This is a genomic window from Sphingorhabdus sp. Alg239-R122, assembly GCF_900537065.1.
In the GTDB taxonomy this organism is placed as follows: domain Bacteria; phylum Pseudomonadota; class Alphaproteobacteria; order Sphingomonadales; family Sphingomonadaceae; genus Alg239-R122.
On the sequence record NZ_UNRC01000006.1, the window covers coordinates 106,238 to 131,889 of the forward strand.

Genomic DNA, 25,652 nt, shown 5'->3' on the forward strand with positions numbered 1-25,652 from the left:
TCTTTTTAGGGCTGATTCTACTTCTGATGTGGCTGGATGCAGAGGATCTGCAGGGTCCGGGTATTGATGTCGAACAATATGATGGCGAAGAATGGACGGAGGACGATCGGGGGCCAAGGCGGCCTATGCCGCGTAGTGCCGAGCGTTACATTATCCAGGACCAGGGCCCCATGCGTGACAGCCAGGGCACGGCTTTTTCCGTGGATACGGATGGAGTGTGGCTGACCGCAGAGCATGTCACCCATGGCTGTGACCGTATCGGGATTTTGAAAAATGGCCGGGTAATGCTGGCTGCCCGCGTCCTGGAAAGCCGCGAAAGTGACGCTTCAATCATCCGTGATGGCCCGGTGAGCAACGCGTCCTTCGCGCTTACCACCACGCGCCCGCGCAGCGGCGATCGCGGCTATCATATGGGTTATCCGGGCGGCCGGCCGGTGGTCGTGCAATCGCGCTTCATCGGCGCGGCTCAGGCACAGCGGGGGCTGTCGAGCCGGCGGTTCGAGCCGATATATGCATGGGCAGAAATTGCACGCATCCCGCGGAACAACAATCCACTGGGCGGGATTAGCGGCGGCCCCACTTTCAACCGGAATGGACAGGTTGTGGGCATTAATTCCGCTTCGACTGACCGGCGCGGACGGGTATTAACAACCGATCCCAATGCGGTTAAAAGACTTGTCGATGCGAGCGGCGATGTGGACGAAATTGGCCGGGCCGGTGCCATTGGCAATGCGAATGATGCCGCTGCCTATTTCCAGCAGTTCATCCGCCGCGGTCTGATTACGCAGGTCTATTGCGACGTATATTAGGGGACAGTATGAGCGAACAACTGACAAACGATGCAGTTTCGTCATCCAGGCATATGAGGCGCGGCCTTGCCAGATGCCTGGCCGCTGAGGCTCTGGGGAGTTTTTTCCTTTTCGCGGCCGTGGTCGGTTCCGGCATTATGGCGGAAAACCTGGCGGGGGGAAATGTCGCCATTGCGTTATTGGGCAACACACTGGCCACCGGGGCGATACTATTCGTGCTTATCACCATTTTGGCCCCGATTTCCGGCGCGCATTTCAACCCCGCGGTTACCATGGTGGCATGGTTGCGACGTGAACTGCCCGCGCATGAAGGGTTGCTATATGTGCTGTCACAGCTGGCGGGAGGGATATTGGGTATTTTCGCCGCACACCTGATGTTTGATCTCGACATTGTGCAGTTTTCCACCAAAACGCGCACCGGTGTTGGCCAGTGGGCCGGGGAGTTTGTGGCCACATTCGGCTTGATTCTCACTATATTGGGTTGTGTGCGTTTCCGCAGCGAATGGGTCGCCCCTGCGGTTGGCCTCTACATTACGGCGGGATACTGGTTCACCAGTTCTACCAGCTTTGCCAATCCGGCTATAGCTGTGGCGCGCAGCCTGTCCGACAGTTTTGCCGGGATTGCGCCTGCCGATGTGCCCATGTTCATTGCCGCGCAGCTGGCGGGGGCGTTGTGCGCGGCTTTTGTCGCAAAATGGATGATTGATCCCGATATCCCCGGCAGTTGATGACAGGAGTGAATAACTGGGCAAATGCCATCGCCCCTTGATTTTATCGTCATCCGCGGCAAATAGGGCGAAATCATATTTGGAGTTTGAAGACATAATGACCGAAACGAAACAGGATACACCGCCCGACCGCCTGGCTATCAGCCCACGCAGCCCGCATTTTGGCGGCGACTTGCTGTCGCGCGGTATCGGCATCCGCTTCAAGGGTGTGGAAAAGAATAATGTTGAGGAATATTGCATTTCCGAAGGCTGGATCCGCGTTCAGGCGGGCCGGACAATGGACCGCAAGGGTAACCCATTGACGTTGAAACTCAGCGGCCCTGTTGAAGCATGGTTTGAAGATCTGGGTGACAATCCGCCGGTGGCGAAGAAAGACGGTCGATAAGATAGAATCTGCTATATTCAGCATTTAGGCCAAACAATAAAAACCCGGCAGTTCCATATGGAACTGCCGGGTTTCTCACTCCCCAAGCGTGAACTTTTTAAAAACGCGTGCCAATCGATACACCGTAAATGCGTGGTTCGTTGACAAAACCTGTCAGGTTGTTGAAGTCAATGCCGCCAACTGCGCTTTTATCATTTGTAATATTACGGACAAATGCGGCAATGTCCAGTTTCTCATCATCGGTGCGATAGCCAAGACGCAGGCCACCTTCGAGCAGTTTGTCATCGCTGAATTCAACCGAGTTATAGAGGAAGAACTGGATGCGAGAGCGGTAATACCAGTCGGTAAAGGCATAGATTTCACCATTGCCCACCGGAACGCCATAGCCTAGCGAACCGCTGACGGTCCATTTAGGGGACTGTGGCAGCTGATTGCCGTCAATTGAGAAAATGCCCGGGCTGCCTGCGCGCTGCGGGTCGAGCACGGTACAGGCAGAACCACAGCCTTGTGTGAACAGGTTCGGATCGTTGATTTCGGTGTCGTTATAGCCGACGCTCAACGAAAGTTGCAGGTTATCAATCGGTGCCGCTTCAAATTCCGCTTCAACACCGTAACCATCCACTTTTGCTGCGTTAATCAGTGTTGCAAAGTTGGCTGTTCCGCCTACGGCAGTCAGCTGCAGATCAGATGTACTGAAATGATAACCGGTCAGATTGAAGCGCACACGGTTGTCCGCCAGCTGGGTTTTGAAACCCGCTTCGTACGACATGGTTTTTTCTGAATTAGCGACGGAGATGTCGCGCCCAAAGGCCAGGCGCCCCTGAATGGATGGTGCGCGGTAACCGCGTGCAACGCGCGCGAATAGGTTGATGTCATCGCTGACGGGATAACCAAGACTGACATCCCATGTGATTACATCGTCCTTAACGCTCGTGCTGATTGGCGCAACCGGGCCGCCAAAGCCAAGAAAGCCGGGGCGGTTGTCGACCGGACGTGCCGCGGTAAAGTCGCGCTTGTCATCATTATAACGCGCGCCGGCTTGCAATTTCAGGCCACCCTCAAATTCATAATTGACCGATGCGAAAATACCGAATGCTTCACTCTGCTGATCCTGCACGGCAATGGCAGCCGGGGTCACGTCTGTCGGTGTGCCAAAGTCCAGCGTTTCAATTTCCAGGTCTTCGTCAAAATAGAAAAAGCCAGCCTGATAACCGAAGCCGCCGATATTGTTAGAGGCGACGCGGATTTCCTGTGTGAACTGGCTGAGTGAAGGTACATTATCCTGTGTCTGCGCAGAAAAAGGGATAAAGCCGGGACCCTGATCAGGGGCAAACTGATTACCGAAACCGCCATCAATATCGCCGCGGCTCCTGAGATCGCCTGTCCAATAGGATGTAATCGAATAGAGCGTGGCTGCACCGAAATCATATTCAAGGTTCAGGCCGGCATTATAGACGTTGAGCTTTTGAAAATTCAGGCCGTCAGCGCGCACTTCATCGCGCTTGAACGGTGTGCCGGGGCCGGCTGCGCCGTTCAGGTCATTGTTGCCTGTCTGAAAAGTGTTCGCACGGAAGATAACGGCGCTGCCATCATAGATGCGGACCTGGCCAACCACGCGTCCAGTAAAACCGCCTGATTCATATTGTAGCTGCAACCTTGCGGCAATGTCGTCATAGCCACCCTGATTGTCATCGCCCGGCGCATCCAGATTGTCGATCCAGTTGTCACGGTGCTGGTACAGGCCGGACAAGCGGACGGAAAAGCCGTTATCATCTGCCGCGCCAACGCCCAGCTCGACCTGTGACGTGCCATATGTGCCATAGCTGGCCCGGGCAAAGCCGGCCGTTTCGCCCGGTTTCGTAGTGTCGAATTTGACAATGCCAGCCGGTGTATTGCGGCCAAACAGTGTGCCCTGCGGCCCACGCAATACTTCAATGCGGTCAAGGTCGAATACCGGAAAGCCTTTGAGGATCGGGTTTTCCAGTACAACATCGTCATAGACGACGCTTACCGGCTGCGATGCGTTCAGGTCAAAATCGCTATTGCCCAGACCGCGAATATAAAACCGCGGGAATGTACGGCCGAAGGAGCTTTCGACGTTCAGGCTGGGCACACGGCCCGCCAGTGCGCGCACATCTGCGCCAGTCGAGGTTACGGCTTCAAGCGTATCACCGCCCAGCGTGGCAACTGATACGGGCACTTCCTGCAGGTTCTCCTCGCGCCGCTGTGCGGTCACGACGATTGTGCCAAGGCCACTTTCGGCCTCGGCGGTTTCCTGTGCGTCCTGTGCAAGTACGGGGGTTGCGGTAAAAGCGCTTGCAAGGCTGATGGCCAGGGCTGCGCGTGAAATACTGGTTGTCGGGGATTTAGTCATCGGAAATAACTCCTGAAAAGGCGGTGGAAGCGTGACGATGTATATTTTAAAGAATCGATTATTCGCTGGCGCGTTCAAAGCCGATATCATACCTCACGTCAACGCAAGAGCGCTGGCTCTCTGCGATATCTCCACATGGTGTTGCGTATATGTGACGTATTTATGACTATATCTGGTGCCAGAAGCTATAAGGCTAGAAACTCATTTCATCATAAATCCGGCTGACATCGCCGTTCCATGCCCCGTGATAGCGCTCCAGCAGGTGTTCGGCGGGGGTCTTGCCGCTGCTGACAATTTCGCGCAGCGGGTCGAGGAAGCCACTTTCATTATCGCCGCTACTGTTCAGCTCGCCGCGTGCGGTCAGGCCTGCCGACGCGATATCAAGCACTTCACGCGCTATATCAAGCAGCTTGCCACCACCCGCAATAGGCGCTTCAAAGCCCATTTTCGGAACATTGTCACGCAGCGCCTGCCGTTCATCCAGCGTCCAGTCTTTGACAAGGTCCCATGCGGCGTCCAGTGCGCTCTGGTCATAGAGCAGTCCGACCCAGAAAGCGGGCAGCGCGCAGATCCGGTTCCACGGCCCGCCATCCGCGCCGCGCATTTCCAGGAAGCTTTTCAGGCGCACTTCGGGAAAGGCGGTGGACAGGTGATCATTCCAATCGTCCATTGTGGGTTTTTCGCCCGGCAGGATGGAGAGCTCACCTTTCAGGAAATCCCGGAAGCTTAGTCCAGCTGCATCCAGATACTGGCCATCGCGGTAGACAAAGTACATCGGCACATCGAGCATATATTCGGCATAGCGTTGATAGCCGAAACCATCCTCAAACACGAACGGTAACATACCGGTGCGCGCTGCGTCAGTGTCGGACCAGATATGGCTGCGATAGCTTAAATAGCCATTGGGCTTGCCCTCGGTGAAAGGCGAATTGGCGAACAGTGCGGTGGCGAGTGGCTGTAGTGCCAGCCCCACGCGGAATTTCTGTGCCATATCGGCCTCAGAGCTGTAGTCGAGATTGACCTGTATCGTGCAGGTGCGCAGCATCATGTCGAGACCCAGATTGCCGACCTTCGGCATGTGGTTCATCATGATCTTATAGCGCCCCTTGGGCATGACGGGCAGGTCGCTGCGCGCTTTATCTGGCCACATGCCGAGGCCCAGAAAGCCTTTGCCGGTTTTTGCGCCAATCGCCTTTACCTGGGTCAGATGACGGCCGGTTTCGGCGCAGGTCTGATGCAGATTGCAAAGCGGCGCGCCGGAGAGTTCAAGCTGTCCAGCAGGTTCCAGGCTGACATTTCCGTCCGCGCCTTTCAGCGCAATGACATTACTTGTGCCATCTTCGGATTTCTCCTCGACCGGTTCCCAACCAAATTCGGTGAGCGCGTGGAGCAGGTCGCGAATACCGCCTTTTTCGGTATAGCTGGGGGCGTGATGGTCGCCTGTGCAATAGACGAATTTTTCATGCTCGGTCCCGATCCGCCATGTATGTTTCGGCTTTTCGCCGGACTGCATGGGGTGTAAAAGCTGGTCAAAGCTTTCGATGACAGGATCATTGCGATCTGAAACTGATTTCGTGCTCATGCGCTCTGGTTTAGAAAGCAAGGCCCTTCAACGCCAGCAAAAAAAACCAGGCCGGTAAAAAACCCAGACCAGTAAAAAAGCCAGAACGGTAAAAAGACTGTCAGCGCCGAAGGTTTATGACGTCAGCACGGGATTAGATCAGTCGACAGTCGCCTGGAATGTCAGGGCAAATGTGGAGGCAGGGCCCAGGTTGGTGGCGGACATGCCGATAGTTGTGCCGCTGATCGAGGCCCCGAATGGATCGCTTTCATCCGCACCTGTCGCATCGTCATCTTCGGTATCAGGCGTCGCGTTGCAGCCTGTTCCGGTGCGCAGTGACCCTGGATTATAAGTGATATTGGCCGGCAGGTTATCGACAGCGGAAATATTTTCCGCCGTCGCCGAACCTGAATTGTTGATCAGGATGCAGTAATTGATGACTGCGCCCGGTATCGCCTTGGGATCGGTGGTACCATTAGCGGGGTCGCTGACGACAGAGCTTAACTTGGTCACGGACAGCGTGGTTTCAGGGTTGCAATAATTGAAATCGAACAGCGTAGCTGCCTGGCCGTCCGGGTCGGCGGGCGCCGTGGTGTGGTTGCCATAGACGAATGTTACCGTATCGACAGGTGAGGTGAATGTGACCCAGACATTGCCGTCTGCAGAGTTGCCCGCCGCGCCAGCATCACCAATGGCGGTGTTGCCAACGACATAATTGGCAATGCCGTTGGTCAAGGTGGGCATCACTGCCGTGCCATTATAGCTGCCGGTAATGGTCACTTTGTCCGCAAAGTCATTATTGCCAAAATCCACATCAAGCACGACAAATTGCAGTGCCGGGACGGCTGTTGGCAGTGTAATCACTGTTGTTGCTGTCTGCGAACGGTTGGTAAATTCCAGAAACTGGTACAGCCCGGCCTGTGTGGCGCCGAAACCACCTGTGTTGTCAGAAGTGATTGCAGGCGCACCATTGGCAAAAGCGCCGTCGGTTGTCAGTGCATAGTTGATGCTACCGATATTGGGCACGGTATAGCTGTTATTGGTTGTACCCGATACCCATGTCCGGGCGTTCCAGTCGGTCAGAGTATTGCTTGCCGGGCAGCTAAGCGTGGGCGGTGTGCCGGCGACACGCGTGCCACTCACGGTAAAGCTTACAGAGGCATAATCATCTTCGCTTGCCACACCATTATTTACGGTGGAATCGATATCGACAATCGAACTCGCGGTAATCTCGGCGGTGTTGGTCACTGTCGCGCCCGATGTTGCGTCGACAGTGCCGGAAATGGTGATTGACCGGGTGGCGCCTATCGGCACTGTCCCGACATTCCATATACCGGTAACATCATTATAGCTTCCCGTACCACTGGCGCTGGCGAAGGTGAAGCCTGCAGGCAATATGTCAGTTACTTCCACACCATTGGCAGTTCCAGTGGAAGCACCCGAATTGCTTACAGACAGTGTGTAGCTGACCGCCGTTCCATTGGCGGGGGTAGCATTGCTCACTGTCTTGGAAAGTGACAAGTCGGCATTGGGAGGCGTATCATACTGGAAATCGGACAGGCCGATATACTGGTTCGGACCACTGGGGTCGCCCGTCTGAGACTGGCCGGAAAAATAGACGATACGCACGCGTTTGATCGCGGTGGCACCGAAATTGATGGTGACGTCACCCGCAGTGCTGGACAGACTGGAAGAGCTGTTGCCCAGAAAGCCGGTCATATACCCGTTGCTGACCCGCGAATTGGTAGTGCCCGTGGTATAGAAAGCGGCGGTATTTGCCGCGTTCTGGAATACGCCGCTGCCTGTGTCATAATAGACTTCGACTGCATCCTGCGCAGCGTTTACATTCCGGTCAACATCCAGCAGGCGGAATGTGAGGCCAGTGACATTGGCGTCAAACGTGTAGGTTGTGGTGATCTTATCATCCGCATCATAGGCGCTATTATCAAAGTTATAAAGCAGCGGCCCGGTCTGCGTACTGATATTACCAGTATAATAGGACAGAAAGCCGGTCGAATATGTGGGTGTAAACGTACCGCCATCGGTGGAACTCGTCTGGTTGACTGTGATAGTGCGACCCCCGGCGGTGAGTGTATCGCCATCGGGCACGGCCTGGAAATTGCCCAACCCCAGATTGGTCCAGTCCGCCGTTGTGGTTTGCGCATGCACGGATTGCGGCATGCCGGCCATCAGGACCAGCAGGACCAATAAAAACCACGTTTTTACAACATGTAAGTGCGTATCGTGCGTGACCACTTGTTATCCCGTTAACTTTTTGCTCGTTTCGCCCTAACAAAAGAGCCCTAAGCTAAAGTTAATTTTCGGGACGGTATTGCGCTGTTATATTATTTTACAAGCCGCAGGAAAGCTGGAAAAATTCTGGTTAACGTGTGACCGCCTTTCATGGTTAATTCCAGTCACCCCGGCCCGCCATCCACAGGCTGACTGCGGCAGCTGCTGCCGTATCGGCGCGTAATATGCGCGGACCTAGTGAAACAGGCACTGCACTTGGGTGGGCGCGGATCATATTGCCTTCTTCATCGTTGAATCCGCCTTCAGGGCCGATTAATATCGCGGCCGGGCCATCATGCGCCACCAATGCCTTGCGAAACGAACCTTCCCCGCTGGCATGAATGCGTTCATCGGCAAAGAATATATGGCGGCCTTCCGGCCATTCTGCCAGCAGGTCGGCCAGCTTTGTGAGATCGCCCAGTTCAGGCAGGCTGGAACGTTCGCACTGTTCTGCCGCTTCTATCATATGCGCGCGCAGGCGGTCGGGCTTTATCTTGTCCACCACCGTGCGCTGTGTCCGCACCGGCACAAACCGGCGTACACCCAGCTCACATGCCTTTTCCGCCATCCAATCAAAGCGCGCACGCTTGATGGGTGCGGCACATAGCCATAGATCCGGTACGATTTCACGTTCGCGCAGCTTTTGCGTGAGTAAGACAGTGACGGCGCGTTTTGCGGCATGTGTCACTTGGCCCAGATATTCACCTGTGCGGTTATCGAACAGGACAATCGCATCCCCAGGCTTTGCCCGCATGACATTAGCAAGATAATGTGCCTGTGGTCCGCCAAGACGAAGCTCTATGCCGTCGGACAGCACCTCATCGACAAACAGGCGCGGCGCGCTATGTGGCGGATAGGCAGGGGTGGCGGGCATGTTCGGCCTTTCGTGAATTTTTGCCGCAGCATGTTTAGACAATTGCGTATCTAATCGCTACAGCGCTTGCATGAGCGAGGCAAGCGTACCCGATACACAGATAGGCGGCCTGATGGGCTTGCTACCGGCAAGAGTGCGGCCCTATGCGCTGCTGGCGCGGTTTGACCGGCCGATCGGCTGGTGGCTGCTATTTTGGCCTTGCGCCTGGGGATCGGGGCTGTCGGGGGAGGTTATCCGGCGCTGGGATCTGCTGCTCTGGTTTTTGGCAGGCGCGATTGCCATGCGCGCTGCGGGGTGCGTTTATAACGATATTATCGACCGTGACCTGGATGCACAGGTCGAACGCACGCGTGACCGTCCGCTGGCAAGCGGGGCAGTGTCGCTAAAGGCCGCGTGGATATGGCTTTTCAGCCTGTGCCTCATTGGTCTTGTCGTCCTGCTGCAGCTGAACTGGCTGGCGGCGGGCGTGGCGCTGAGCAGCCTTGCGCTGGTGGCCGCCTATCCGTTCATGAAACGCATCACATGGTGGCCGCAGGCATGGCTAGGGCTGGTGTTCAGCTGGGGTGCATTGGTGGCATGGGCCGCGGGTGAAGGCGATCTGTCACTGCCCGCGCTGCTGCTCTATGCGGGCAGTATCTTCTGGGTCATCGGTTATGACACTATCTATGCTGTGCAGGATGTGGAGGATGATGCGCTGGTCGGCATCCGTTCCAGCGCGCGGGCATTGGGCGGGAATATCAAGCCGGGTGTCGCGGCATTTTACTTTATCGCCATCGCATTATGGGCCGCTGCTTTTTGGCAAGTGCGGCCGCAATGGCTGGCGCTGGCCGCGCTGCTGCCGATGGCGCTGCATTTACTGTGGCAGGTGGCAACACTGAAAATCGGCGATGGCGGCGATGCACTTGCCAAATTTCGCAGCAACCGGGACGCAGGGCTGTTGATGTTTCTGGCCTGCGCCACCGTGGGCCTTGCTGGCTAAGCACTTGAGGGGGAGAGCGGCATGAGTGATTTCAGGATCAATTTCAGCTTTGATCAGGATGACGGTGCGGATGCGCAGGAGAAAGAGCCCGGTGCCGCAGATGATGCGGCCACCGCTGCCGATATAGAATTCCTCTGCGATCCTGCGCTGGCGGGCCGTATTCCCGCGCCGGAACGTGCCATACGCTTCGCGCCCGACTGGTTCAAACGGCTGGAGCGTGAAATGGATATGAAAGACGCGCATGGCCTGCCGGGGCTGACTGCAAAGGCCTGCCTGCCCATGACCGATGCTTTTTCGCTCGGTTTCATGATCCCGTTGCCGCTTGATGTGCAGTTCCACATTCCCGAAGACCGCGTGTCGGTACAGATGGGCTGGGCACCGGATGCACCATTCCAGCCTGTTGAACAGCATCATCCCGGTCAGATCGGCGCGCCCGAGCCGCCTTTTCAGAGCACGATGCCGCTTAAATTCATCAATCCGTGGCGGATCCGGGTACCGCAGGGTTATTCGGTCCTGCTGACCCAGCCATTCAGCCGCCCGGACTTGCCGTTCGGCTGTTTTAGCGGCTTTGTTGACTGTGACCGGTTTGATACAACCATCAACCTGCCTTTTGCATGGACCGGCGATCCGGGGGATTATATGCTGCCCGCCGGTACGCCCATTGCGCAAATTGTTCCCATCCGCCGTGACACGCTGCTTAAACAGGGCATGGCGCGTGCATCAACACAGGCCGAGCTTGATGAACAGGCCGCTGCGGCGAAGCGGAAATATGGCGAAGAATCGACCTATGCACGTGACTGGCGCGTCAAGAAATAGGCTTTGGCGTCCACACACATGGCCAAGCTTGATCAATTATAGCTCACCACCTCAAATTCTATGCCGTTCGCATCGAAGAAATAAAAACGGCGGCCCGGTTCGTAATCATCATGACTGAAAGGTTCCAGTCCGGCAGCAACCACCTTCGCTTCCACTGCATCCAGGTCATCCACGACAATGCCGATATGGTTGAGCGGCACGCCCTTGGTGAATTTTGGCTGCGCCGCTTTCACCTCATCACTGGCATAGAGCGCAAGATAATCATCATCGCTGCCCACATGGATGGTATACCCGCCCAGCATGGATGGCCCCTCCCACCGGATATGCCAGCCAAACAGGCCCTGCATAAGCTGCGCGGAGGCCTGTGGGTCAGCGACGGTCAGGTTGGCATGTTCGATGCGGGCAGATGTTGTACTCATTTTACGGTTCCTTTGAATGTTAAATATTAAAATCAATGCTTTGATTGTACTTTGATCTGGTACGAATCAGCGTGTTTGCTATTTCTACAACCTCAAGTTAAATTGAGGTCAAGATATTATTTCATGATATGTACAGGCAGGCGAAGAAGGCGATATGGCGCAGCACAAATTATTGCAGATTGGTGAGTTAGCGGCTCGTACGGGACTATCCGTTTCGGCTATTCGGTTTTACGAGGAAAAAGGGCTGGTGGAGCCGCTGCGCACTGGCGGCGGGCAGCGCCGTTTTCTACGCAGTGATATCCGGCGGCTGTCGTTTGTGCTGATCGCGCAGCAGCTGGGGCTGACCATTGGCCAGATTGAGGCGGAGCTGTCGAAATTGCCGCAGGGACGCAACCCGACCGCTGCCGACTGGCGCAAAATCAGCCGAGCGATGCGCAAAAGCATTGATGAAAAGATCGCACAACTGGAACGCACCCGCGACCGGCTGGATGGCTGTATCGGCTGCGGTTGCCTGAGCTTGAAAACCTGCGCACTGTATAATCCGGATGACAGGGCGGGCCTGAAAGGATCGGGGCCAAGGCTGGTGCTGGGGAATTAGCTGGATCACGCGGGTTTAATCCTCAAAATCCTGTTCGGCGAGGTCCTGCAGGCTTCGCTGCGCACGCTTGATCTTCTTTTGAACTACATAATTCGTGATGATGAGAAACAGCAAGGATATTGCTGCGATGATGGCAGCGACAGGCCATAGCCACTGAAACTTGCCGGAATAATGGGTAGCAAGACCGATAACCGCAAAAGCCAGCGCCCATCTTATAGCCCAGAAAACAAGACGGTGTCGCAATGAGGTGCCGAGCTCTAGTGATTCATGGTCCAGTTGGCGTTCATTTTCTTCGATGAACCGCGTCAGGTCATCATGCTTTTCACCTTCAGGTTCAATTGGCACGGGGTTACCTCCTGTTTTTGCTGGCCTATTCCGCCGCCAGCAATTCTTCTGCGCCGCCCAGGTCAACTGATACCAGCCGTGAAATGCCCTGTTCGATCATGGTGACACCGAACAGGCGGTGCATGCGGCTCATGGTCACGGCATTGTGGGTGACAATCAGGTAGCGGGTGTTGGTCTCACGTGTCATCGTGTCGAGCAGATCGCAGAACCGTTCGATATTGGCATCATCAAGCGGCGCATCGACCTCGTCGAGAACGCAGATCGGCGCGGGATTGGTCAGGAACAGTGCAAAGATAAGCGCCACGGCGGTCAGCGCCTGTTCACCGCCCGATAACAGAGTGAGCGAAGACAGTCGCTTGCCCGGGGGCTGCGCCATGATTTCGAGACCTGCCTGAAGCGGATCATCACTGTCGACCAGTTCCAGATGCGCCTTGCCGCCGTTGAACAGCTCGGCAAACAGCTTGCGGAAATGCTGGTCGACGGTTTCGAACGCATCCAATAACCGTGTGCGACCTTCACGGTTCAGACTGCCGATTGATCCGCGTAACCGGTTGATGGCTTCGGTCAGTTCGGCATGTTCTGCATGCCCCTTGTCAATTTCCGCCTGCGTTTCTTCCAACTCATCCGCCGCTACCAGATTGACCGGGCCGATACGCTCGCGGGCGGTATTCAGCCTTTCATGCTCGGTGCTTTCGGCGGCGGCGTCACGGATAGCGTCGGCATCAAATTCCATTTTTTCGGGCAGCATGGGCGGCGGGCATTCAAACCGCTCGCCCGAAATCCGGGCCATTTCCACACGGCGCAGATCCTGATTTTCAGCGCGGGCGACGGCGCCAGCCCGCTCCTCTCGCGCGCTGCTCAATGCTTCGGCAGTGGTTGCCAGACTGGTTTCATGGGCGCGCAGTTCGGTCTCGGCCTCGCGCGCCGCATTTTCCAGCGTTTCCAGGCTAGCGGCTTCCTCGCTGTGGCGTGTGGTTTTAGCTGTGACCTGCTCCTTCAGCGATTCTGGCCTGGCGGCCAGCACTGCGCGCTCTTCGGCCAGTTCTTCGATGCGTTTCGCCATATCGGCCATCCGCGTGGCCGCTTCGGAAGAGCGCGCCTGCCAACCCTTGATTTCGGCGCTGATGACAGCGCCGCGCTCACGTGCCTGTGACAGCGATTGATCGAGTGCGGACACCGCGGCCTGCGCGCTTTGCATTGCGCTGCGTGCGGCATCATTTTGCGCCTGTAATTTCTCGGTTTCCGCCTGCTGCTTTGCTCCATCGGGCAGCGCCGCGCGGGTCTTGCGTGCGGCATCCAGCTCAGCCTGTGCTTCTTCCCGATCGCCTGCGACAGCTTTGATCTGCGTTTCCAGTTCATCACGCCGTTCGCGTGCGCGGCGGCGTGCATATTCGCACTGGTCCAAAGCGCGCAGGGCTTCGCGCTCTTCGGCACTGGCGGTATCAATGGCGGTGCGGGCCGAACGGATATCATTCTGTATGGCGTTCAGCTTTTCAACATGCGCTGTGAGCACAGTCTCTGCCGCTTCGGTGGCTGTGAGAGCAGCAGGTACAAGCTTCTGCAATTCTTCCAGCCGGGTACGCCGGGCCAGCCTTTCAGCGGTGGCAGCGCCATCGCCATGCGACACAAATCCGTCCCAGCGGCGCAGCCGCCCAGACAGTGTAACCAAACGCTCGCCCAGCCGGAGCGGTGCGCCATCATCTTTTTCCATGACCCAGATATGGCGGAGCCGCGACGACAGTGCTTCGGGCGCTGAAACATGGTCCGCCAGCCGCGATGCATCTATGCGGTTGCCGCTGCTATCCCCGTCCATGGCGGTGCCAGTCCAGAAACGGCCATCGCCATCGGCTTTGCCCACTGCGGCACTTAGGTCATCGCCCAGTGCGGCGGCGAGTGCGGTCTCATAACCTTTGTTCGCGCTGACATCATCCAGCGCCTTGCCGCTACCCTGCTGCTGCGCCAGCTCGCGGGTAAGTGCGGCAAGTTCACGTTCGAGCGCAGCGGAATCGGCTTTTGCGGACGACAGATCGGCTTCCCCGACCGCCCGTGCCTTAGTGGAGGCGATGCGCCCGGCTTCCAGTTTTTCCAGTGTTCCACGCGCTTCGGTGAGCTGTTTTTCCGCACCTGTCTTGCGCGCTTCGGCATCTGTCCATTGTTTTTCCAGAACATCGGGTGCGGCCTGTTCGCGTAATTGCGCCTGCGTGCGTTCCAGATCAGATGTCAGTCGGTCGGTACGCGTTTGCGCTGCCGACAGCGCTGCATCGGCGACACGGATTTCGGCTTGTACGCGCGCCTGTTCGGCCACGGCCTTGGCAAGCTCCACCTCGTTGGCCCGCGCCGCACGTTCGGCATTGTCATAGGCACGTTCCTGTGCCGGGCGCTCGCTTTCCAGCTTTTCAGTATCGGCGGCCACGCGTGCCTGTTCCTGTTCCAACCGGGTGAGGGCTGCGGCAGCGTCATGGGTGAGCTGATCTTCGCGCGCGCTGTCATCGGTGAGCCGTGCAGACTGCCGGTCAAGGTCCGTGATCCGCTGATGGATATTATCAAGCTGCCCCTGTAGTGCCTCAATCTGATGGCTGAGCGAGTTCACATTGTCGCGTTTTTCCTGCAGCACGCTGCGCGCATCAGCGAGCTTCTGTGCGGCGCTGGCCTGCGCCTGCTGTGCGTCCTGCTGTGCAGCGCGCGCGCTGGTCACGCGTGCCTCCGCCTCTTCGGCTTCCTGTTTTGCCGCTTTCGCAGCAGCAGCTGCATCACGCCAGCGGGCATAAACGAGCCGCGCTTCGGTAATGCCGATCTGCGCGCTTAGTTTTTTGTAACGCTCCGCTGCCTTGGCCTGCCGCCTGAGGTGCGCGGATCGCGCGTCCATATCGGCCAATATGGTGTCGAGGCGTTCCAGGTTTTTTTCGGCGGCGCGCAGTTTCTGTTCGGCATCCTTGCGCCGCACGTGCAATCCGGCAATACCCGCCGCTTCTTCCAGCATCTGCCGGCGTTCCGTAGGCTTGGCGGCGATGACGGCAGCGATCTTGCCCTGGCTCACCAATGCGGGAGAATGTGCGCCAGTGGCGGCATCGGCAAAGATCAGCGCAATATCCTTGGCACGCACATCGCGGCCATTGACACGGTAGGCACTGCCCGCGCCGCGTTCGATACGGCGGATGACTTCCAGTTCATCATCATCCGCCGCGTCATTTGCCCCGGCAATGGTGGCAATATGCTCACCCTTTTCGGTTTCAGCGAGCAATGACACTTCGGCAAAGCTGCGTTCAGCGCGCGTGGCCGTGCCCGCAAAGATCACATCTTCCATGCCGCCGCCGCGCATGGATTTGGGGGAATTTTCCCCCATCACCCAGCGAATGGCTTCGAGCAGATTGGACTTGCCGCAGCCATTGGGGCCGACAATACCGGTCAGTCCTTTTTCAATACGCAGGTCAGTGGGGTCGACAAAGCTCTTAAAACCCGAAAGTTTAAGCCGCTTTATCTGCATTGTGAAATTGCCTCCCCCGGGCCTGCCTGGCTACGCTTTACCGCGCGCCCAGGTCCTGCAACTGATTTTCCAGCGAGGTCCAGCCGCCATAGCTGATGGTCTGGCCATTGAGCAGGAATGTCGGTGTGCCGGATACGTTATAGTCTTCGACGGCTTTCTGTACGCTTTCGGCGAGCTGTTTTGCCTTGGCAGGGTCCGAGAGGCATGATGTCGCCTGGTCACGCGAAATGCCGCGCGCTGCGAACAGGTCGACCAGGCCGACTGTATCCGCGAGTGCAGCATAGCGCTGCTCCTCAGGCAGGTCGATCGCTGCCTGCAGCCTTGCGCCTTCGCTCTGCATTTTTCCGAGCATTTCCTGCTGACCCGCAAACACTGCTTCGGTAAGCGGGAAGAATGCGCTGTCCGTGCCGCACTGCGTTAGCATAGTGGCGCTAAGGTCGATTGGATCACGTACGAAATTACGGAATTCCAGGCTGACACGGCCAGAGGGGATGTAATTGTCGCGCAGCGGCGGATAACCCTGTTCGGCGAAAGCGCCGCAGGCCGGGCAGGTGAGCGATGCGAATTCAACCAGTTTGATCGGTGCGTCTGGATTACCCATCAGATAGCCGCCCTGTTCGGTTTTGGTAACCACCTGGTTCCACTCCTGGCCTTCAGGTGGGGCGACATTTTCAATCACTTCGCCTGACAGGCCCGCAGTGCCTTCTTCGCCGCCACCACTGCAGCTTGCGAGCGTAAGCGCGAATGCCGCGCCGAACATGGAAAATAATTTACGCATGGGGATAATCGTCCTCTTCATCTGTTGTCTTGTCTGTCCCTGCCTTATCCGCACATTTCCTGCGTTTCCAGCATTTTTCTTCAAACGGCATTTTGCCCGCTATTTTACCCTGGGCAGTCCGCTATCCTTATTTCTGTCCTCATCCTCATCGGCAATACCGCGTGCCAGCGATTCCAGTACGGCGAGCAGTTCGGGATCACCTATGTCACGCAGGCTATCGCCCAGTTCCATCGGGATTGGTTTGAGCGAGGGCGGTGGTGCGGGCGCTGCGGCATGGGCCTTGGGCGGGGCCACTTCGCCTTGCCGCATCTTGACCTTGTCGACCGCGTTATAGCCAAAGAAACGGTTCACCCGTTCGATGATTTCGGGTGTCACATGCTGCATCAGCACGGCATGCGCGCCCGATACGATCAGATTGAGCGTGCCGCCTGATTTTTGCCCGTGCGGGAAACGGATCGATTCCGGCAGCGATATCGCGGCATATCGTTCGCCTGCTATTTCGGGCCAGCGCGTGACGATGGAACTTTGTACGAAACCGAATTTACGGAACGCCGCGCGGCCGATTTCGGGCATCAGGTCGGAAATTGATTTGGCCGCCCCGCCGCGTGGACGCTGGTAAGGCTTTGCCTTTGGTCTCGCCTTCTTTTTGCGCGTCTTTTTGGCGGATTTCGCCTTATCTGCTTTATCGCTTTCCATTTCGCGTGTGACCATGGCATAGCCACCCCATGATAGCCAAGGGCAAAGCAGGAATTGTGGAAAAGTCAGATGACGTCGCAGCGCGCCTGCTTGGCTGGTATGACATGCATGCCCGCACCTTGCCATGGCGCAGAATGCCGGGTGAGACACGTGCCAACTTCAATGACTTCAGGCCCTATCATGTCTGGCTGTCCGAAATTATGCTGCAACAGACGACTGTGGCGGCGGTTAAGCCCTATTTTGCGAAATTCACCCGGCGGTGGAAAGATGTGGAGGCTCTCGCCGCCGCCGATGATGCCGATGTAATGGCGGCATGGGCCGGGCTTGGCTATTATGCGCGGGCCCGCAACCTGCTGAAATGCGCGCGCGTGGTGGCAAAGGAACATGGTGGAAAGTTTCCCGATACCGAAGCGGAACTGCTGAAACTGCCGGGCATTGGCCCCTATACGGCGGCAGCGATTGCCGCGATTGCCTTTGGCCAGCGCGCGGTGGTGGTCGATGCCAATGTCGAACGTGTAGTGGCACGGCTATTTGCTATTTCACAGCCCTTACCCGGTGCACGTACCGAAATCCGCCAGTGCACCAATAGCATCACACCCGACGTCCGTACCGGGGATTTTGCGCAGGCGATGATGGATCTGGGGGCGGGCGTTTGTTCGGTCCGCGAACCCGCCTGCACGCTGTGCCCCATCAGGGAGAACTGCGCAGCATTTGCAAAAGGTACACCCACGGTGTTCCCCGTCAAACCGCCCAAAAAGACAAAGCCAGTGCGGCGTGGCGCGGTTTTCTGGATTGAGCACAAAAATAAAATCTGGCTGATCAGGCGTTCGGATACCGGCATGCTGGCGGGGATGCGCGCATTGCCATCCGATAATTGGTCAGCACGCCGTAGCGGAAATGGCGATATGTCGAATGGATTCCTGCCGGATGGCCCTTGGGAAAAACGGCCTGATGCAGTCGCGCATGTCTTTACGCATTTTGCCCTTACCCTTGATTTGGTCGTCTATCGCGGTAAAGATTTCGATATGCCACTGAATGCGGGGGAATGGTGGCCGCTCGGCGAAATCGCAGACGCGGGATTGCCGACCTTGTTCACAAAGGCCGTGACGGCTTATGAAAAGATTCAAAAGCGCACCCATGATAATGCGCAAACCGGAGAGTGAAATGCCGAACCCGATGCAAGATATTACCGCCAATCTAAGCCGCCGCCACCTGCTGCGTTCCGCTGGTCTGATGGGGCTGCTCGCCGCGTCGCCCGCCTATGCAACGCGTTCACTGGCCACCGCAAAAACGGCTACCAAGACAGGGGTAGCGACATTTCCGCTGCTCACGGCAGAGATTGAAAGCTATGTCGCACAGAAAAAAGTGGCATCGATGATGGCCGCGATCGGCTTTGGCGCGGATGCGCCGCAATATATCAGCCGCGGCACATTGGCGACTGACAGCGCCGTGGCGGTGGACCAGGATTCGCTCTGGCGCATCTATTCGATGACCAAGCCAGTGACTGGCATGGCGGCGATGATACTGGTCGATGAAGGCAAGCTGTCACTCGACACGCCGGTTGCGGACATATTGCCCGAATTTGCCAATATGAAGGTGCTGACCGATCCGGCGAATAGTTTGGACGCGATGCCCGCAAAAATGCAGATGACAGTGCGCCACCTGCTGACGCATACAGCGGGATTGGGCTATAATATCATCACCAAAGGTCCGCTGCTGAACGAATATAACCGGCTCGGTATTGCACCCGGCGTGGTCAGTAAACAGACGCTGCCGGGTTTCCCGGTACCTGCACCGACCCCATCCATTGATGAATTTTCGCGCCGTGTCGCGTCATTGCCGCTGATCGCCGAACCGGGCGCGAAATGGAGCTATTCGATCAGCCTGGACCTGCTCGGCTATGTGATCCAGCAGGCGTCGGGTGTGGAATTCGGTAAATTCCTGAAAACCAGAATATTCGATCCGCTGGACATGACCAGCACGTTTTTTCAGGTGCCGGAAAGCGAAGCTGGCCGTTTCACTACCAATTACGCCCCTGTGGGGCCAGTGCTGTTCCCGATTGATCCGGCCAGCGACAGTATTTACCTTGAAAAACCGGCCTTCCCCTTTGGCGGCGCGGGACTGGTGAGTAGCGCGCGCGATTATGACCGCTTTCTTGCCATGCTGCTTGGTAAGGGCGCGTTGGACGGTACGCGGATCATGTCGGAACGCGTGGCCACTTTGGGCATGTCCAATATCCTGCCCGAAGGCGTGCAAACCAAGGGAACATGGGTCGAAGGACAGGGCTTTGGTGCGGGCGGCCGTGTCGGTCTTGGCACACCGACCAGTCCGAAAGGCACATTTGGCTGGGGCGGGGCCGCTGGCACAGCGGCATTTGTCGACAATGTACGCGGCTTTCGCGCGGGCGGTTATGCGCAATATATGCCCGCTGACACTTATCCGTTCCAGCAGGAATTCGGTCAGCTTGTTTATCGCGACCTGATGGGCGGATAAGCCCGCATGACCTTTTCGACTCCCGGTTTGACCGGCGCCACGATAGAGCGCGCGGACCAGATACGCGTGGACCCGGACAGGCTGGTGGAGCTGATGACGTTCCGTGCCCGCCTGCTCAAAATGGATGGGCTCGAGCCACAGTTTGACCACAATGGTGGCCTTGCATGGGGCAGCCTGGCCGATGCAGCAGAAGACAGCGATCTCATTTTTCTGGGGCTGGACAAAGACGTGCCCTGTTTTGCTGAAGTGCGCGCAGGAGGGACAGGTGATGCGGGACCGGCAAACCCGCGGCTGTGGCAGGGCCTGATGGCATTGCCGGCTGAGCAGCTTGCGCTCTATGGCGGTGCGCGTTCGGTGGTTGATTGGCACATGCGTCATAATTTTTGCGCCAATTGCGGCAGTAAAACTGTGCTCGCCAAAGGCGGCTGGGCGCGGCATTGCCTAACAGATAATGGCGGGTGCGGTGCGGAACATTTTCCGCGTGTTGACCCGGTAGCCATCATGCTTGCCGAACATGATGGCAAAGTGCTGTTGGGTCGCCAGCCGCGCTTTCCTGTTAAACGTTTCTCTGCGCTGGCAGGCTTTATTGAACCCGGTGAAAGCATTGAGGAAGGCGTGGCCCGCGAATTGTGGGAAGAAGCCGGCATAAAGGTGCGCGATGTGCGCTATGTTGCCAGTCAGCCATGGCCGTTTCCATCTTCGCTGATGATTGCCTGCACTAGCATTTGCGATGATCCTGCATTGACGCTGGATACTACCGAAATCGAGGAAGCGGGTTGGTTCGGCGAGACAGATGTCCGCGCCGCGATGGTGGGTGATCCGGATGCGCCATTTATTGCACCGCCACCTTTTGCCATCGCCTATAACCTGCTTGAACACTGGCTGAGCATGCGCAGTTAAACAATTTAATTCCGGAGAATTTCCATGACTCATAAGTTGCGTATCGATATTGTATCTGACGTGGTCTGCCCATGGTGCATTATTGGCTATAGGCAGCTTATGAAGGCGCTGGAAATAGTGGGCGATCAAGTTGAGCCCGATTTCTTCTGGCACCCTTTTGAGCTTAATCCCGATATGCCGCCCGAAGGCGAGAACAGCGGCGAACATATTCAGCGCAAATATGGCTCAACAGTGGAACAAAGCGCGCAGGCGCGGCAGCGTATCGCCGATGCGGGGGCAGCGTTGGGCTTTGATTTCAGTTACACGCCTGAATCGCGGATTTATAATACGTTCAAGGCGCACCTGCTGCTCAGCTGGGTCGGCAAAGACATGGGCGGTGCAAAGCAGACCGAGTTGAAACTGGCGCTGTTTGCGGCTTATTTTCAGCAGGGCCGGGATGTGAGCGATAGCGACGTGCTGCTCGATGTGGCGGAAAGCATTGGTCTTGACCGTGAACAGGCTGCAGCCAAGCTGATTGATGTCGATCACGCCGCACGGGTGCGGGCTGAACAGCATTTCTGGCGCGAACGTGATATTAACGGTGTGCCCGCGATTATCTTTGCAGAGAAGTTCATGGTGCCTGGCGCGCAGGATGCTGAAACATTTGCGCAGGTGATCCGGAAAGTTATTGCGGCGCCAGCATAGGCAGTGCGAGCGCGAGTGCATTATTGATGATGTGCATCGCAATATTCACCCGCAGTGAGCCAGTTTTGTAATAGAGATAGCCGAAAGCCGCACCCAGCGCCGCCAGTGCGGGGAAGGCGTAGAAATTGAAATGGATCGCGGCGAATATAACCGATGCCAGTGCAATTGCGGCAAAAGGCGGCATATGGTGCATCAGGCTGTTTTGCAGGAAACCGCGAAATACCAGTTCCTCGGCTATAGGAGCCAATATCGCTACCGCGACAAACAGCAATATGGTGTTGCCTATGGTGTCGGGAATGGCCTCAAACAAACGTTTCATGGCAGCCTGCGCTTCAATATCGGGAATTGCATAGGTGGCATAAAGATGGGTGAACGCCATCGCCGCGCCCAGCACACCGATGGTCAGCAATATGGTCATGCCCATGCCATATCGGCCCCAATGGTCGAGCCCGACGGCCTGCACACGCTCTGGTTTACGGTTAATGAACCAGAATGCCGCAAGCGTGATGACCAGATTGGAAGCGGTGAGTGCCCAGATAGTTGGCAGCGCGATGACTTTCAGGTCGGCGGTCATGCTTGCCATCTGGCCAGGGGTTATGCCGCCTTCTGCAGCTGATCCGACCAGGGCAATGAAAACAGCGATAACGCTGAATACGATCTGCAGTCCGAAAAACAGCGCGAGCCAGATGGCGCTGGTCCAAATGGTGGGGAATTTCCTTTCAGCGGTTACCGAAACGGAATCTCGCTGTTTCAAAATTACTTTGTTTGTCATGTCTGGCCCCTTTGCTATGCACCATCGCTAAAGCAGGCGGACATGACCTGCAAGACTGTTAACCGTCTTATACCAGCCCCAGCTTGGTGAGTTCGCCCAGCATACGCGGGGGCATATTATCGCGGCCATCGGCTTCGACACTGTCGAGGTCCGGCGGTGCATCAGCCTGCTCCAGATAGCGCCAGCCCTGATGTGCACGGCGCGGCACGGGACGCACGGCGATAAGTGTGGGTTCGAGACGTATCCAGTGTCTGCCTTCCCCGTTTTCCATAAAGCCCAATATCGGACTACGCCCGACAATTGTGCTGGTGTGGATCCAATAAAGTGAGCCGCCCACCATATCCTCGTGACGCTTGGGCATATAGCGCGTGGTGAGCCGTGCTTCGCCTTGCTTTATGTGCGATTCCAGCCAGCGCCTCAGCGTTGCTGAACTTTCGCTACGAAACGCGATTTTCGTCATATGAAGCGGCATGATATTCTATGTGGGCAATGGAAACCTTTATGACAACCTTGGTGTTACGAAATGCCTACCCCACCAGGCCACTGGCCACGGCAAGTCCAAGGAACGCGAAAAATCCCATCGAGTCAGTAATCATGGTGACAAATACTGATGAAGCAACTGCCGGATCCTGATCCATCCGCTCCAGCGTCACCGGCACAAGTACGCCTGCCATGCCGGCGACGATAATGTTGATAAGGATTGCCAGTGCGATCACGACGCCCAGCATCACATCACCAAACACCGCTGCTGTTCCCATGCCGGTGAGCAGTGCGACCGTAACCCCGTTCAGCAAGGCGACGCGCAATTCACGAAGCACGATGCGCCGGGTATTCGATCTTGTGAGCTGGTTCATGGCCAGTGCGCGTACGGCGACCGCCATGGTCTGCGTACCTGCATTGCCGCCAATGGAGGCGACAATCGGCATCAGCACGGCAAGCGCCACGAGCTTTTCAATCGCCCCACCAAACATGGCAATGATAAAACTGGCGACCAATGCGGTGCCAAGATTGGCAATCAGCCAGCGGACACGCGAGCTGTAACTGTCACGGATAGGCTCGTTAATATCGCCTTCGCCCGCACCGGACAGACGCAGGATATCCTCACCCGCTTCTTCCTGAACGATATGGATAATATCATCGACAGTGACTTGTCCGACAAGGCGGCCATTTTCATCGACAACTGCTGCGGAAATAAGCCCGTATTTCTGGAAACGCAGCGCAACTTCTTCCTGATCCATATCAACGGGGATCAAGGTCTGGTCGCGCTTCATGACATCGCCCAGTGTTACTTCGCGTGGGGTGCGCATGATCCAGCTCAACTGGCACGCCCCGATGGGTTTATGCGAAGGGTCAACGACGAATATTTCCCAGAATTCGGTGGTCAGCTCCTTATGCTCGCGCAGATAGTCTATCAGCTGCCCGACAGCCATATGCTCCGGCACGGCAACCAGGTCGCGTTGCATAAGCCGGCCTGCCGATTCTTCCGGATAGGACAGCGCGCTTTCAATCGCTGCGCGGTCTTCGGCATCAAGCTCGGCCAGAACCGCCTGCTGGTCCTGATCATCGAGATCCTCGATAATCGCAACGGCGTCATCGGTTTCCAGCTGCCCGGCAAAATCGGCCACCTGCTCTGCAGGCAGGAAATCGATTATGTCTTCGCGCACATAATCATTAATCTCCGCCAGTACGTCCGCACCCATAAGGTCGGACAGGGCAGAGGCAAGCAGCGGACGATATTCCTTGTCAACCAGCTCGAAAAGGTCGGCAATATCGGCGGGGTGTAATGGCTCGACAAGCTCATAAGCCTGTTCGCCATTGCCTTGTTCCAGGGATTTTGTAATCCGCCTTACAAATTCCGGGCGCAGCCGGTTGTCTTCATCGAAATTATCAGGACTGGGTGCGGCCTGCGCTATGTCAGCGTGCAGTGTATCGGGCAAATCGTTGTCGTGCTGATCTGTCATAACGCGCCCCTTTCCCTATCACGTGAACCCTTGCGCCGTGTTTGGCGGAATGAGGGGCAAAGTGCAAGAAAGACTCACTTCCACCCGTGACATTTGCAGGTGCATGTCTATATCGGCTGCAACTGTTTCACTTCCATGAAAGGAATTCCCGAAAATGTCCGATACCCTGACCTTGAATCTCGACAGCGGTGATGTTGTCATAAAATTGCGCCCTGACCTTGCGCCCAAGCATGTTGAACGCATCACGGAACTTGCCAGCGAAGGTTTTTACGATGGCATCAAATTTCACCGCGTGATCCCCGGCTTTATGGCACAAGGTGGCTGCCCGAATGGAACCGGTATTGGCGGCAGCGACAAGCCTGACCTGGACCAGGAGTTCAATAGCGAACCACATACACGCGGTACGTGCTCAATGGCGCGCACCATGGACCCGAACAGCGCGAACAGCCAGTTTTTCATCTGTTTTGATGATGCCGAATTTCTGGATGGCCAATACACAGTATGGGGCCAGGTCGAAAGCGGTATGGAACATATTGACGCGCTGCCCAAAGGCGAACCACCGGCAGAACCCGGCGCAATCAAATCCGCCAAGATCGGCTAACTGGTGACTGATCAAAAGTGCCGTTCCTGCCTAATGCGGGGACGGCACTTTTGTATCTAGATTTCGGTTTTGACGAGCCAATTGTGAAATAACCGCACGGCCCGTGTTTCCAGTGCTCGGGGCTTGCACACAAACCAGTAGCTATAGGGGCTTTCCACCTTCACATCATAAAGTTGCGCCAGCCGGGCATCATGGCTGCGGCTGAGATGGTCGTCATGCAAAATGGCTATGCCCAGCCCTTGTGCGGCAGCTTCCAGCATCAACGGTCCGCTGTCAAAATGATCAATGGCTGCTGGCGTGAGACCGGCAAGCCCCAGCGCCTCTTTCCAGCTTTCAAACGATTCGGGCATGTCGGCATGGATCAGGAATGTCTGCTTGGATAATAAATCCGCTTCGGGCGTGTCTCCCAATGTTGACGCCAGCTCTGTCGATGTGATGGCATAGACAAAATTATGGTCGAGCCGGACCGAATGCAGAGCCGGATCAACCTGTTTGGCCAGGATAATGGCAGCATCCAGCGTATCACCCAGGAAATTTTCGCTATGGCCTGTTGTAACCGTGTCAATGTGCAGCAAGGGATACATGCGGCGAAGCTCTGGCAGGTGTGGAAACAGCCGCTGGCTGGCGAATAATGGCAATACACCCAGGCGCAGGCGTATGTTACGGCTGTCATCCATATGGTCGTGTACAGCCTCTGCCAGCCCTTCCAGCGCCGGAGCCACGGTCTTGAACAGCGATTCGCCATCGTCATTCAGGGTCAGAATCTGATTCTGGCGGCGAAAGAGCTTTTTGCCCATAAATTCTTCGAGTGCCCCTATGCGGCGGCTGAGCGCGGAAGGGGACAGCGCCAGTTCGCTTGCCGCCGCTTTTGCAGAACCCAGCCGTGCCACACGAACAAATGCCTCAAGCGATCTCAATGGGGGTAAACGTCGCAAGTCCAACTCCTTAAAGTGACAACGATTGACAAACTAGTGGAAATATTGCGCTGCACAAAAACACAATTGTTACTATTCTAATCTAAAAGCCCAATCTTCCTAGGCTAATGTTGCATATTTTGCAACTAAGTTCGTTCTTTTCGCACTTGCACAAAAATCAGTGCGACT

Annotated in this window: 24 protein-coding genes; 11 read left to right on the top strand and 13 right to left on the bottom strand. The window is 56.5% G+C overall.

From position 1 onward, the window contains the following. Window positions 1-26: 26 nt before the first annotated feature. From G6Q15_RS08000 to G6Q15_RS08010, 3 genes are all read left to right on the top strand, one after another. Window positions 27-809 (top strand): serine protease, encoded by a 783-nt coding sequence (locus G6Q15_RS08000; protein ID WP_240330809.1) that lies wholly within the window; start codon window positions 27-29, stop codon window positions 807-809. 53 nt (window positions 810-862) lie between these two features. Next, window positions 863-1,537, top strand: a complete 675-nt coding sequence (locus G6Q15_RS08005; RefSeq protein WP_164117640.1) for an MIP/aquaporin family protein — start codon at window positions 863-865, stop codon at window positions 1,535-1,537. A gap of 97 nt (window positions 1,538-1,634) precedes the next feature. Beyond that, window positions 1,635-1,922 (top strand): DUF3297 family protein, encoded by a 288-nt coding sequence (locus tag G6Q15_RS08010; protein ID WP_164117521.1) that lies wholly within the window; start codon window positions 1,635-1,637, stop codon window positions 1,920-1,922. A 97-nt stretch (window positions 1,923-2,019) separates the two neighbouring features. Here G6Q15_RS08010 and G6Q15_RS08015 read toward each other — a convergent pair whose 3' ends face one another. From G6Q15_RS08015 to G6Q15_RS08030, 4 genes are all read right to left on the bottom strand, one after another. Next, entirely contained in the window at window positions 2,020-4,296 is a 2,277-nt protein-coding gene (locus G6Q15_RS08015; protein WP_164117522.1) for a TonB-dependent receptor, read from the bottom strand. Window positions 4,297-4,489: 193 nt separating this feature from the next. Continuing rightward, window positions 4,490-5,878, bottom strand: coding sequence for a glutamate--cysteine ligase (locus G6Q15_RS08020; protein ID WP_164117524.1), 1,389 nt, complete (start codon window positions 5,876-5,878; stop codon window positions 4,490-4,492). 138 nt (window positions 5,879-6,016) lie between these two features. Continuing rightward, window positions 6,017-8,047: a DUF11 domain-containing protein gene (locus G6Q15_RS08025; protein ID WP_164117526.1), complete on the bottom strand. Its 2,031-nt coding sequence runs from the start codon at window positions 8,045-8,047 to the stop codon at window positions 6,017-6,019. A gap of 217 nt (window positions 8,048-8,264) precedes the next feature. Next, entirely contained in the window at window positions 8,265-9,023 is a 759-nt protein-coding gene (locus G6Q15_RS08030) for a 16S rRNA (uracil(1498)-N(3))-methyltransferase (RefSeq protein WP_164117527.1), read from the bottom strand. Between the two features lie 70 nt (window positions 9,024-9,093). Here G6Q15_RS08030 and ubiA point away from each other — a divergent pair, with 70 nt between their 5' ends. Together ubiA and G6Q15_RS08040 are read left to right on the top strand one after the other, a co-directional pair. After that, complete coding sequence (gene ubiA / locus G6Q15_RS08035) at window positions 9,094-10,002, top strand: 4-hydroxybenzoate octaprenyltransferase (protein WP_164117529.1); 909 nt, start codon at window positions 9,094-9,096, stop codon at window positions 10,000-10,002. 21 nt (window positions 10,003-10,023) lie between these two features. Continuing rightward, entirely contained in the window at window positions 10,024-10,818 is a 795-nt protein-coding gene (locus G6Q15_RS08040) for a hypothetical protein (protein ID WP_164117531.1), read from the top strand. 32 nt (window positions 10,819-10,850) lie between these two features. Here G6Q15_RS08040 and G6Q15_RS08045 read toward each other — a convergent pair whose 3' ends face one another. Beyond that, window positions 10,851-11,237, bottom strand: a complete 387-nt coding sequence (locus G6Q15_RS08045; RefSeq protein WP_164117533.1) for a VOC family protein — start codon at window positions 11,235-11,237, stop codon at window positions 10,851-10,853. A 154-nt stretch (window positions 11,238-11,391) separates the two neighbouring features. Here G6Q15_RS08045 and soxR point away from each other — a divergent pair, with 154 nt between their 5' ends. Next, on the top strand, window positions 11,392-11,835 hold the full coding sequence (soxR, locus tag G6Q15_RS08050; RefSeq protein WP_164117535.1) for a redox-sensitive transcriptional activator SoxR: 444 nt from the start codon (window positions 11,392-11,394) through the stop codon (window positions 11,833-11,835). A gap of 15 nt (window positions 11,836-11,850) precedes the next feature. On the opposite strand, the gene G6Q15_RS08055 is transcribed toward soxR, so the two are convergent. The 4 genes from G6Q15_RS08055 to G6Q15_RS08070 all read right to left on the bottom strand — a co-directional run bounded on the left by G6Q15_RS08055 (window position 11,851) and on the right by G6Q15_RS08070 (window position 17,153). Next, window positions 11,851-12,180 (bottom strand): hypothetical protein, encoded by a 330-nt coding sequence (locus G6Q15_RS08055; protein ID WP_164117537.1) that lies wholly within the window; start codon window positions 12,178-12,180, stop codon window positions 11,851-11,853. A 25-nt stretch (window positions 12,181-12,205) separates the two neighbouring features. After that, complete coding sequence (smc, locus tag G6Q15_RS08060; protein ID WP_164117539.1) at window positions 12,206-15,664, bottom strand: chromosome segregation protein SMC; 3,459 nt, start codon at window positions 15,662-15,664, stop codon at window positions 12,206-12,208. A 37-nt stretch (window positions 15,665-15,701) separates the two neighbouring features. Then, complete coding sequence (locus G6Q15_RS08065) at window positions 15,702-16,442, bottom strand: thioredoxin domain-containing protein (protein WP_164117542.1); 741 nt, start codon at window positions 16,440-16,442, stop codon at window positions 15,702-15,704. A 99-nt stretch (window positions 16,443-16,541) separates the two neighbouring features. After that, entirely contained in the window at window positions 16,542-17,153 is a 612-nt protein-coding gene (locus G6Q15_RS08070; RefSeq protein ID WP_240330810.1) for a DUF721 domain-containing protein, read from the bottom strand. A 14-nt stretch (window positions 17,154-17,167) separates the two neighbouring features. On the opposite strand from G6Q15_RS08070, the gene mutY reads away from it, so the two are divergent. The 4 genes from mutY to G6Q15_RS08090 are packed head-to-tail and all read left to right on the top strand — an operon-like array spanning window position 17,168 to window position 21,215. Next, a complete protein-coding gene (mutY, locus tag G6Q15_RS08075) occupies window positions 17,168-18,301 on the top strand; it encodes an A/G-specific adenine glycosylase (protein WP_164117544.1) in 1,134 nt (377 codons plus the stop codon). After that, window positions 18,252-19,631: a serine hydrolase domain-containing protein gene (locus tag G6Q15_RS08080; RefSeq protein ID WP_240330811.1), complete on the top strand. Its 1,380-nt coding sequence runs from the start codon at window positions 18,252-18,254 to the stop codon at window positions 19,629-19,631. Before mutY ends, G6Q15_RS08080 begins: the two co-directional genes overlap by 50 nt. 6 nt (window positions 19,632-19,637) lie before the next feature. Further along, entirely contained in the window at window positions 19,638-20,531 is an 894-nt protein-coding gene (nudC, locus tag G6Q15_RS08085) for an NAD(+) diphosphatase (RefSeq protein ID WP_164117546.1), read from the top strand. A 24-nt stretch (window positions 20,532-20,555) separates the two neighbouring features. Then, window positions 20,556-21,215, top strand: a complete 660-nt coding sequence (locus G6Q15_RS08090; protein WP_164117548.1) for a DsbA family oxidoreductase — start codon at window positions 20,556-20,558, stop codon at window positions 21,213-21,215. Here G6Q15_RS08090 and G6Q15_RS08095 read toward each other — a convergent pair. From G6Q15_RS08095 to mgtE, 3 genes are all read right to left on the bottom strand, one after another. Further along, entirely contained in the window at window positions 21,196-21,987 is a 792-nt protein-coding gene (locus G6Q15_RS08095) for a CPBP family intramembrane glutamic endopeptidase (protein ID WP_164117551.1), read from the bottom strand. The two genes, G6Q15_RS08090 and G6Q15_RS08095, sit on opposite strands and share 20 nt — an antisense overlap. Before the next feature lie 67 nt (window positions 21,988-22,054). After that, a complete protein-coding gene (locus tag G6Q15_RS08100; RefSeq protein ID WP_164117553.1) occupies window positions 22,055-22,459 on the bottom strand; it encodes a DUF1489 domain-containing protein in 405 nt (134 codons plus the stop codon). A gap of 55 nt (window positions 22,460-22,514) precedes the next feature. Next, window positions 22,515-23,948 carry a magnesium transporter gene (mgtE, locus tag G6Q15_RS08105; protein ID WP_164117555.1) on the bottom strand — a complete coding sequence of 478 codons (1,434 nt, stop codon included), beginning with the start codon at window positions 23,946-23,948 and terminating at the stop codon, window positions 22,515-22,517. Window positions 23,949-24,102: 154 nt separating this feature from the next. On the opposite strand from mgtE, the gene G6Q15_RS08110 reads away from it, so the two are divergent. Next, window positions 24,103-24,549 (top strand): peptidylprolyl isomerase, encoded by a 447-nt coding sequence (locus G6Q15_RS08110; RefSeq protein WP_164117558.1) that lies wholly within the window; start codon window positions 24,103-24,105, stop codon window positions 24,547-24,549. Window positions 24,550-24,605: 56 nt separating this feature from the next. On the opposite strand, the gene G6Q15_RS08115 is transcribed toward G6Q15_RS08110, so the two are convergent. Then, window positions 24,606-25,490: a LysR substrate-binding domain-containing protein gene (locus tag G6Q15_RS08115; protein ID WP_164117559.1), complete on the bottom strand. Its 885-nt coding sequence runs from the start codon at window positions 25,488-25,490 to the stop codon at window positions 24,606-24,608. Window positions 25,491-25,652 lie beyond the last annotated feature (162 nt).